Annotated in this window: 9 protein-coding genes; 3 read left to right on the forward strand and 6 right to left on the reverse strand. The window is 62.6% G+C overall.

Going from position 1 to position 9,492, the window contains the following annotated elements; genetic code table 11:
* The first annotated feature begins 277 nt into the window (after positions 1 to 277).
* Complete coding sequence (locus VGY55_03800; GenBank protein ID HEV2969088.1) at positions 278 to 952, forward strand: hypothetical protein; 675 nt, start codon at positions 278 to 280, stop codon at positions 950 to 952.
* Between the two features lie 170 nt (positions 953 to 1,122).
* Positions 1,123 to 2,406, forward strand: coding sequence for a S41 family peptidase (locus tag VGY55_03805; protein ID HEV2969089.1), 1,284 nt, complete (start codon positions 1,123 to 1,125; stop codon positions 2,404 to 2,406).
* A 231-nt stretch (positions 2,407 to 2,637) separates the two neighbouring features.
* On the opposite strand, the gene VGY55_03810 is transcribed toward VGY55_03805, so the two are convergent.
* The 5 genes from VGY55_03810 to VGY55_03830 form a co-directional block, all read right to left on the reverse strand.
* Positions 2,638 to 3,558 carry a dihydroorotate dehydrogenase electron transfer subunit gene (locus tag VGY55_03810; protein HEV2969090.1) on the reverse strand — a complete coding sequence of 307 codons (921 nt, stop codon included), beginning with the start codon at positions 3,556 to 3,558 and terminating at the stop codon, positions 2,638 to 2,640.
* A complete protein-coding gene (locus VGY55_03815) occupies positions 3,555 to 4,712 on the reverse strand; it encodes a pseudouridine synthase (GenBank protein ID HEV2969091.1) in 1,158 nt (385 codons plus the stop codon). The genes VGY55_03810 and VGY55_03815 overlap by 4 nt, the downstream gene beginning before the upstream one ends.
* A gap of 103 nt (positions 4,713 to 4,815) precedes the next feature.
* A complete protein-coding gene (locus VGY55_03820) occupies positions 4,816 to 5,220 on the reverse strand; it encodes a hypothetical protein (GenBank protein ID HEV2969092.1) in 405 nt (134 codons plus the stop codon).
* A gap of 211 nt (positions 5,221 to 5,431) precedes the next feature.
* Complete coding sequence (locus tag VGY55_03825) at positions 5,432 to 6,406, reverse strand: type I phosphomannose isomerase catalytic subunit (GenBank protein HEV2969093.1); 975 nt, start codon at positions 6,404 to 6,406, stop codon at positions 5,432 to 5,434.
* A 109-nt stretch (positions 6,407 to 6,515) separates the two neighbouring features.
* Entirely contained in the window at positions 6,516 to 7,856 is a 1,341-nt protein-coding gene (locus VGY55_03830) for a hypothetical protein (protein HEV2969094.1), read from the reverse strand.
* 470 nt (positions 7,857 to 8,326) lie between these two features.
* Here VGY55_03830 and VGY55_03835 point away from each other — a divergent pair, with 470 nt between their 5' ends.
* Positions 8,327 to 9,271, forward strand: a complete 945-nt coding sequence (locus tag VGY55_03835; protein HEV2969095.1) for an extracellular solute-binding protein — start codon at positions 8,327 to 8,329, stop codon at positions 9,269 to 9,271.
* Positions 9,272 to 9,283: 12 nt separating this feature from the next.
* Here VGY55_03835 and VGY55_03840 read toward each other — a convergent pair.
* On the reverse strand, positions 9,284 to 9,492 hold a 209-nt coding region (locus VGY55_03840; GenBank protein ID HEV2969096.1), incomplete at its 5' end, for a hypothetical protein.

Raw genomic sequence — 9,492 nt, forward strand, 5'->3', positions numbered from 1 at the left:
GACGGCCCGCTCCGCTCCGGCTCGCTGGCGCTCGCCTCCGCTGCGCAGGCCGTCCCACGGCGGTGACAATTTCATTCTCCGTCGTACCCACGGGTACGTCGATCACTCGCGCCGAAGAAACATACAAGGGTTTCGCTCGCCCGTCCTAGCGGACGGTCTCGCTCCGCCCTGGGCTGGGCTCCGCCGGCCCTTAAGGCCGAAGATTGCTTGCCTCTCGCAGAAAGCGCCGGCTCTTGCAGCCTTGCTGCGGCAGCCGACGGTCGCGGATAATGCGGAAATGGAAGTTGATCCGCCCAAACCGCACCCGCCGAAGCGCAAGCGCCACTGGTTCCAATTCAGTCTTCGCTCGCTGCTGATCTTCACCCTGATCTGCGCGATTCCGTGCGCTTGGCTCGGCAGAAACGTCGAGCGGAAGCGCCGAGATCGGGAAGCCGTGGACGCGATCGTCAAGTTGGGCGGCAGCGTGGTTTACGACTACCAAATTGATCGATCGGGGAAGCCGATTCCGGGCGCAGAGCCGCCCGGACCAGATTGGCTGCGAAAACTGCTCGGAGAGAATCTCTTCAGTGAGGTTGCACTCGTGAGCCTCGATGGTACGAAAGTCACCGACGCAGGGTTGGTCTATCTTCGAGATTTGACCCAACTCGAAACTCTGTACCTGATTTCCAACAACGTCACCGACGAGGGGTTGGTAAACCTCGAAGAGTTGCGCCAACTCAAGGAACTCAATCTGAGCGGAACTAGAGTTGGCGACGCCGGACTGGTGCACCTCAAAGGCTTGACGCGACTCAAAAAATTGTGGCTTGTGGTTACACACGTCACCGATGCTGGCCTAATACACCTAAACGGGTTGAACCAACTTCAAGATCTGGAACTGGGTGGAACGACAGTCACCTACGCCGGGGTCAATGACCTTCAGAAGGCGTTGCCAAAATGCAAGATATTTCATTGACGCAGAGCGCGCCGCCATCGTCTGTCCCCCCATGGCCTTGCAGTCGTGCTTCATGCGGCGCGATAATGCTTGTTGCACTGCAATCGCAGCTTGCGGAACGCCGAGATCATCTCCGGCACGCGCAGCGTGCGTTTTCCGAATCCCGAGCCCCCAGTCCCGAGCCGCGTTCCATGTCGCGTCGCAATTTCCTAGTCATCTTCGCCGTGGCGATGGTCTCGTTCGCCTGTTATCAGGTGACGGATCACAATCCATACGGCCGCTATTTGTCAGACATCATCAACAAGATCGACCGGATGTATTACAAGCCGGTCCCGCGCGAGAAGCTGTTCGATTCGGCCGTGACGGGGATGCTCCAGGAACTCGACGAGCATTCCGAGTTCTTCGGTCCCGAGGAAGCCCGCGGATTTCTCTCGCTGATCGATCAGCGGTACGGCGGCGTGGGGATCGTGGTCGATCCAAGCAGCAAGCCGCTGACAGTGATGAGCACGATGGTCGGCTCGCCGGCGTACAAGGCCGACATTCTCACCGGCGATCAGCTCCTCAAGATCGACGGCAAGAGCATTGCAGGGCTGAACTCGGAGCGCGTGACCGACAAGATCCGCGGCCCGATTGGCACGACTGTCCGGCTCACGTTGCAGCGAGCGAGCAAGCCGGCGCCGTTCGATATCGCCCTCGAGCGGGCGGAGATCAAGGTCGATTCGGTTCTCGGCGACACTCGCAACGCCGACGATTCGTGGAACTTCCATCTCGAAGGGCATCCCGAGATCGGCTACATCCGAATCAGGACTTTCGGCGATCATACGGTCGAAGAACTCAAGGCAGCGCTGGCCACGCTCGACCCGGTCAAGCTCAAGGGGCTGATCGTCGATTTGCGCTTCAACGGCGGCGGCCGGCTCGACGCGGCCGTCGATGTGTGCGGCGAGTTCATTCCGTCGGGAAAGACGGTCGTGACCACCCGCGGCCGCGACGGGCGAATCCAGACCGACGACCGCTCGACCGGTCCCGGCACGTACACCGGTTTTCCCATGGTTGTGCTGGTGAACTCGATGAGCGCGAGCGCCAGCGAAATCGTCGCCGCCTGCTTGCAGGATTATCACCGGGCCGCGATCGCCGGCCAGCGGTCATACGGCAAGGGGACGGTGCAGAAGGTCTTGCCGGTGGAAGGGAATCAAGGGGTCTTGAAGCTCACCACCGCGACCTATTGGCGCCCCAGCAACAAAAACATCCATCGCGACAAAGACGCCAAGGAGACGGACGAATGGGGCGTCATGCCCGATGAGGGGTTGGCCGTCCCGTTGAGCAAGGAGCAAACCGCAACGATGATCACGAAACGCACCGAGCGCGACGTCGTTCACCGCGCCCAGCCCCACGCCGCCGGTGCTTATGTCGATCCGCAGCTCCAGCGGGCGATCGAATACCTGGAAAAGCACGAGACCGTCGCGGCAAAGGATTGAACCGCCATGACGCCAAGGACGCCAAGAAGAAGATTTTATGAGGAAACCAGGAAGGCAGGAGAGGGAGCCGGGGATTCACGGGAATTGACCGAAAGCAAGAACCTTAGAGTCAACTTCGTGACGGCACGTAACCGAAAAAACATTTCAGCGCATTAAGTTCATTTCCGGCTCTTTCTCCTGCCTTCCCGGTCTCCTCATAAAAACTCGCCGTGTCCTTGGCCTCTTGGCGGTTCAATCCCAGACGATTCGCTCCGCATCGAACACCGGCCCTTCGACGCAGGTGCGGCGGTAGTCCCATTCGTTGCCGTTCGGCTCGCGCACTTTGGCGACGCAGGTGAAGCAGATGCCGATCCCGCAGGCCATCGGAGTCTCGAGCGACACCTGGCAGGGAACGGCGGCCGCTCGGGCGATCTGGGCCACTGCTTTCATCATCGGGACCGGCCCGCAGGCCACGATTCGCCGCGCGCCGCCAATCGCATCGTTCGCGTCGACACCGGCGGGCGGCGCGATTTCGGTCGTATCGAGCACCTGCCGCAGCAGTTCGGTCACGAAGCCATGATGACCGGCCGAGCCGTCGTCGGTGCTGATATGCACCTCGACGCCGAGTCGCCGGAAATCTTCGACCCCAGCCAGATACTCGCTCCGCCTGGCGCCATAGCAGAGTGTGACGCGCTGGGCGCGAGGGATCACGCGGGGCGGGTCGCCATAGCGGCGCTCGCCGAGATACTCTTTGGCCAGAGCCATGAACGGCGTTTGCCCGATACCGCCGCCGACCATGATCAAATGCTCGACCGGCTCATGCTGAAAGCCGTTTCCGAGCGGTCCCCAGACTTGCAGCGTGTCTCCGTTGCCGAACTGCGCCAGCCGGCTCGTCATTTTGCCAAGCATCAGGTAGACCACGTCGATGCCGAACGGCTCTCCGGCCGGTGAGACGGCCGTATCGTAGAGCGCGAGGGGCCTGCCGAGCAGCGGGTCATCGCAGCCGGCCAACCGCATCATGAGGAACTGCCCCGGCACGATCCGCCGCGCCATCTCGGGGCACTGAAAGCGCACTCGCCAAGTGTCCTTGGCCAGCGGAGCGTTCTCCAGCACCTCGACCGAATAGTATCCGGCCCGATCGGCGTAGAAAGCCGCCTCCAACGAATGGCTCATCGAGGCGGCTCCCGGCGAGCGGAGAAGCGTTGTTGACTGGTTGACAAGGTGACAGGGTGACAAGATGACCGGCGCGGCGCGTGGCGGCGGCTCGCAAAGCGCTTCCGTCCCGCTGGACTCGGCCCCGGCTTGGAATGAGGAACTCTCACTGTCGCGATTGTGGCCGAAACGTCCGGGCTCGCTCCGTCAGCGCGAACCGAAGCCCGACTCCTGGCAATCGCCTCCTGCCGACTGCCGACCGCTTGTTGCGGATCGGCTCCTCCGGCCCGAATTGAAGCCCGCGCCGCTTCCTTGAGAGCCCGCACCTCGTCTCGCTTCAGCGGACGAAACTCCCCGGGTGGCAAGTCGGCCAGCCGCAGCGGCCCGAGGGCCACTCGCTTCAGTCGCAGCACTTTGTGCCCGACGCGGGCCAGCAGGCGACGAACTTCGCGATTGCGGCCTTCGTCGAGCACGATTTCCAGCAGCGCGCTCTGCTTGTGCTGGCTCTTCACGCTCACGCGCTTGGCGTGGGCAAAGCCCTCGGCCAGGTGCACTCCCTGCCGCAATCGATCGAGCACCTCCGGCTCGGGCACTCCGACGACTTGTGCATGATACGTCTTCTCGACGCCGTAGCGCGGATGGGCCAGCAGATTGGCCAGCTCACCGTCGTTGGTCACAAGGATCAACCCTTCGCTCGACAAGTCGAGCCGCCCGACGGTGAAGAGCCGTTCGGGGAACGGCAAGAGATCGATCACGCGCCGCCGCCCCGACGGATCGCGATTGGTCGAGACGACGCCCGTCGGCTTGTTCACGAGATAATAAAGCCGTTTCGTCCGCGGAAGGGGCTCGCCATCGACGCGAATCTCGACTTCGTCCGGATCGACCTTGGTGCCCAGTTCAGTGACGGTGCGGCCATCCACCGTGATCCGGCCCGCACGAATCAACTCCTCGCATTTGCGCCGGCTGCCGATCCCCGCGGCGGCCAGCACCTTCTGCAGCCGCTCCGTTCCTCCGGCCGGGTCCGCGGCATCCGAAGCGTGCGTCGAGCCCGTAGGGTGCATCAAGCGCAGCGCTGACGCACCGCCGCCCGCCGCCGACGCCTTGCCCCTGCGACGGAGTGGCTTGGATTGGTTCTTGGTCGAATTCCGGGAACGAGGTTGGAAACGATCAGACATGATGCGCACCAGCGAACGAATGAGAGACCAAGCAACGGTCTCCATCATAACTGGCCAGTACCGCCAGAGGCAGGGGCTGAACGACTACGCTCGCCGAACTAACTCACTGGCCCGGCGCCGGCGTTACAGGCGCGGCCTGCGCGCCAGGATACTGCGGCGCGACGTAGGGCGTCTGCGGATACGGTGTCGGAGAATACGGCGGCGGCGAATACGGACCCGGCGTCGGTTGCAGTTGCACCGGCGGCGCGGCGCCGCCAATCGGCGCAAACGCCGGATTCGGGCGCAGCGGCGCTACTTCGCGCGGCCGATCGAAATCGCGCGGCCGGCCGCCGAGCACCGGCGGTCCAAGCGAGTCGTCCGGATATGGATCGTAACGTTGGGCCTGATTCTGCTGATAGGCTTGCGGCGGCTGCTGGCCAAACCAATTCGGCCGCGCGATGCTGCTCGAGCAACCCGTAGCGGCAATTCCAAGCGCCGAGGTTAGTAGAAGAAAGCTGCCGTGCCGCATTGGAAAGTCCTCGCACACAAATTCAGCCGAACGGCCGGAGAAAAGCCGCGGGATTATAGGCGGACGTTGCTAGCCAAAGAAGGCCAAACCGGCTGCTAGCACGGTTGCGTCTCAAATAGTTTAACCGGGAGCCAACGGCGACCGCGAGTTTTGCACAGTCCGCCGTCGCCGTTGGCTCCGGGTTAAACGAGCGCGCTTGCACTGGTTGCGCTTACGGCAGATAGATGTCCAACAGCGCGGCATGCGGCGGCTGCGGCGAAAGCTTGATCGAGCCCGCGCCGGCGGGCAAAAGCAGCGTCTCGCCCAGCCGCAGCGGCCGCATGGCCGGGTCGCCATCCTCGGTGACCGATCCTTCGATCACGGACAGAATATGGAACCGATTGTCGCCGCCAATTTCGCGCGGCAGGGCGATGTCCCAGCGGTCGAGGATGAATTTGTCGCAGGCCGTCAGGCGCGTAACCTGTGGCCGATCGGTCGCCACCGGCGTGGCCGGCATCACCGGGCCGCGGTCGAAGTCGATCACGTCGAGCGCCTGTTGGACATGCAGCGGACGCGGCTTGCCGTCTGGGCCAACGCGGTTCCAATCGAACAGCCGATACGTCGTGTCGCTCGATTGCTGGATTTCGGCGATGAGCAAGCCGGCGCCGAGCGCGTGAACCGTGCCCGCGGGAAGCAGGATGCAATCGCCGACTCGCGGCTCGAAGCGATTCAAGCACAGTTCGCAAGTGCCGCGGGCCAATTCTCGCTCCAGGGCCGGGCGATCGAAGCCGCTCTTTAGCCCGGCATAGATCACGCTTCCGGGTTCCGCAGCCAGCACGACCCAGGCCTCCGTCTTACCTGCGTCCGGAGGATTCAGTCGCGCGGCCTGAGTGTCGTTTGGATGCACCTGCACTGAAAGAGTCGTCTGCGCGTCGAGGAATTTGAAGAGCAGCGGAAAGTTGACTGGCGGCGCGTGACGGCCGAATAGTTCCGCGCCGTGCTCACCGACGATTTCGTGGAGTGTCATTCCAGCGAGCGCGCCAGCAGCCACTCGGCTTTGATCCGCCCCGTGATCGACGACCTCCCAGCTTTCAGCATAATCGGCTTCCGGCCCGATCGGCTTGCCGAGCACTGTTCCCAAGCGCCGCCCACCCCAGATGTAGCGGCGAAAAATTGGCTCCAAGCGGAGTGGAGGAAGTGTTTGCATCGGGAAACAGGAAGTCGGAGGTCGGAAGTCGAGAACGCTCGTTCAGCCGGTTCGCTTTCGTTAGCCGGTTCGCTCGCGAACCGAAGAACCAAAGTGAATGGCAGAGTGGTCAATCGCGGCTAATCTCCACGGTGAGCGAGCCGGCGGCAGACTTGAATTCGCCGGACGGAACGTTCGTGCGCAGATAAAGGGTGCCCGATTTCTCGGGGTGGATCGTTGCGCCCAATCCGACCACGATCGGCGAAGCGAGCGGGCTGTCGCCGTTTGCGGGGTGGTCCAGTCGCACTGCCCCCAACAAAACGCCGAGCGGCTTACCGTGGAAATAGCGAATCGAAATGCCCCCCGGCTCGCTCCACCAGATGCGTGGTTCCTTGGCCACTTGGTAGCGCCCGGCGGCGGCCAGGTGATAGGTCGTCCCCGCCTCAAGCATCAGGCCGCTGTTCTGCCAGCCGCGATCGGCGTCGACGACCACGCGCGCGTGGCTCGATGGCAGCGGCTTGCCGGGAGTGAAATCGATGGCTGTGCGGCTGAAGTCGTAGCCATAGGTGATATCGCTCGCGAAGACCTGAAACTCCTCGGCCAGTTGCGCGCCGTCGTCGGCAAATTTTTCGGCGAACCGCTTATTGAAATTCCGCTCGGCGGCAAAGCGCCAGACTTCGTGGAACCGATCGCGATAGCGCGGATGATTGTCGAGAAACGCCGTGGCAGCCCAACTCCACGCGTACGGCTCGACCTTCAAATGGGCATGGGCGTCGTAGGCGAGCACCTCGGCCAGCGTCCGGCCGCGGTGATTGGCCACGTCGGTCTCGACCAGCTCGATCCGACCCAGCTTCGATACCTCCGCCGGCCGGGCAGGAAAATAGTCGAGCTGCAGTCGCCCGTCGCGCCAACGATGCGTCCCCAGCAGCTCGGCCATCCCCTCGGCATACCATGGCGGACCAATGCCGACGAGGACGTTGATCATGAAGGCATGCGTTCCCTCGTGCAGCAACAAGTGCCGGCGATAGTAGTCGCTGATAGTAACGATCTGTCCCTTATCCGTCGTCTGGTTGTTGACCCACGATTCGTGCCGGACGGTGTAGCCGTTCAGAAAAGGTGGCAGACTTGGCGGCAGCAGGCCGCTGGCTTCGAATCGCATCTTGTCCTGCATTAAGCAGGCGGTGTGATGCCAATCGGCCAGTTTCGATTCGTCGACGCCGAAATAAGCGCACCATTGCGGAACGGCCTGATCGAAGATTTCGGGCAATTCATCGACAACCGCCGCCGACGGCATATCGGTGTAGAGCGTCAACCGCTTGCTGGTAAGTTTGCGAATCCCCGCCGCGCGAACGCGGGATTCATCGATCGCCCGCGGCTGCGGCGACTCGGCCGCGGTAAACTTCGGCCAGCCGGCCAAGAGCAAGAGATAGCCGGCCACGCAGAGACACAACAATTTGCTTCGAACGTCCATAATCCGATCGGGCAAGTTAAGATCGCTGCACGCGACTTTCACGGCAAAACGTCGCGGCTATTAGCGTCATTCGAGATAATCACGTTCACTTCATTCTATTCTGCGATGGCTCGCCTCCCAAGCACACCGCGGGCCGTAACGCTACAATCGGATTGCGGTCGAAATGGCATTCCATCGTTTAACCCGGAGACAACGACGACGGCCTTGTCGCGGCGGTGTGCCGTCGCCGTTGGCTCTGGGCCAAACGACAAAGATGACGTTTCACGAGGAGAAGGTTTGCAATGAAGGGAACGGCGATTCGGGCGGTTTTTGAGCATGGACCTAGGAGTCATGCATTTTTTGAACAGGTGGGAAAAGAGAAAACGGAGGGTTTGAACTCCGCATCTCTTCCTCTGTTCCCTCTGCTTGCTCCTGTTCTGTTCCTCGTCTGCCCTTTGCTGTCAGGCTGCTGGTCCGCGTCGGATTCCGAGGTGGTCGTTTATACCGCGCAGGACGCGGAGTTTGCAGAGCCGATCTTCAAGGAGTTCACTTCCCGCAACGCGATCGCGGTTCTCCCCAAATACGACGCCGAATCGACGAAGACCGTCGGACTGGTGACGGCGCTCATCGAAGAGCGCGGCCGCCCGCGGGCCGATGTCTTCTGGAACAACGAGATTCTTAACACGCTGCGTCTGGAAAAGCTCGGGCTGCTGGAGTCGTTTTCCCCGGAGATCGCTGCAAGCTATCCTGCGATTTATCGCGCCGCCAACGGCGATTGGCACGGTTTCGCCGCGCGGGCGAGAATCTTGATCGTCAATACCAAGCTCGTCGCGCCAGCCGAGCGGCCGCGATCGATCGAAGATCTCGCCGACCCGAAATGGCGCGGGCGAACCGGAATCGCCAAGCCCCTTTTCGGCTCGACCGCGACGCACGCGGCCTGCCTCTTCGCGGTTTGGGGAGACGGGCGAGCCGAGGCGTTTTTCAAACGGCTCAATGCGAACCGCATTCAGGTGCTCGGCGGCAACAAGCAGGTGGCCGTCGCGGTCGGCAACGGCCAGCTCGCGTTCGGCCTCACCGACACCGACGACGCGCTGGAAGAGATTCGAAGCGGCCAACCGGTTGAAATTATCTATCCCGATCAAGGGCCGAGCGGCCTGGGAACGTTATTCATCCCCAACACGCTGGCAATCATGAAAGGTTGCCCGCATCCTGCCGCGGCGCGGCGCTTGATCGAGTATCTACTGTCGCCGGAGGTTGAGGCCAAGTTGGCAGTCGGGCCGAGCGCACAGATCCCGCTAAACCCCAAAGTGACGGTGAAGCCAAAAGTGGAAACGCCGCAGACAATCAAGGCGATGAAGGTCGATTTTCCCACCGCCGCCGACAAGTGGGATACAGCGGCGAAATTCCTCCGCGACGAGTTCACGGGGGCGGAGTGACCCGGCGCAGTTTTATAGCGCCCGGCGGTTGCGTCGCGGCGCTCGGCCGCCGCGGCCGAGCAGCGGAGCGGCGGATCGCGGCTTCGCGCCCGCGGTTTCCGCGGCGTCGGCGACCGAGGCTGCGCCGTCCGGCGCGGCCTGCGCCCCCATCCGCGGCAGATCGCCGTTGTGCTGCCTTTCGACCACCCCCACAAAGCCCGGCAACTCGTCGCGGGTCAAGA

This window comes from Pirellulales bacterium (assembly GCA_035939775.1).
Taxonomy (GTDB): domain Bacteria; phylum Planctomycetota; class Planctomycetia; order Pirellulales; family DATAWG01; genus DASZFO01.

Bases quoted from the DNA above. Each gene is read 5' to 3' on its own strand.
- VGY55_03820 (HEV2969092.1), bottom strand. From the start codon at position 5,220: ATGCGGCACGGCAGCTTTCTTCTACTAACCTCGGCGCTTGGAATTGCC.
- VGY55_03800 (HEV2969088.1), top strand. From the start codon at position 278: ATGGAAGTTGATCCGCCCAAACCGCACCCGCCGAAGCGCAAGCGCCAC.
- VGY55_03810 (HEV2969090.1), bottom strand. From the start codon at position 3,558: ATGAGCCATTCGTTGGAGGCGGCTTTCTACGCCGATCGGGCCGGATAC.
- VGY55_03815 (HEV2969091.1), bottom strand. From the start codon at position 4,712: ATGTCTGATCGTTTCCAACCTCGTTCCCGGAATTCGACCAAGAACCAA.
- VGY55_03825 (HEV2969093.1), bottom strand. From the start codon at position 6,406: ATGCAAACACTTCCTCCACTCCGCTTGGAGCCAATTTTTCGCCGCTAC.
- VGY55_03830 (HEV2969094.1), bottom strand. From the start codon at position 7,856: ATGGACGTTCGAAGCAAATTGTTGTGTCTCTGCGTGGCCGGCTATCTC.
- VGY55_03805 (HEV2969089.1), top strand. From the start codon at position 1,123: ATGTCGCGTCGCAATTTCCTAGTCATCTTCGCCGTGGCGATGGTCTCG.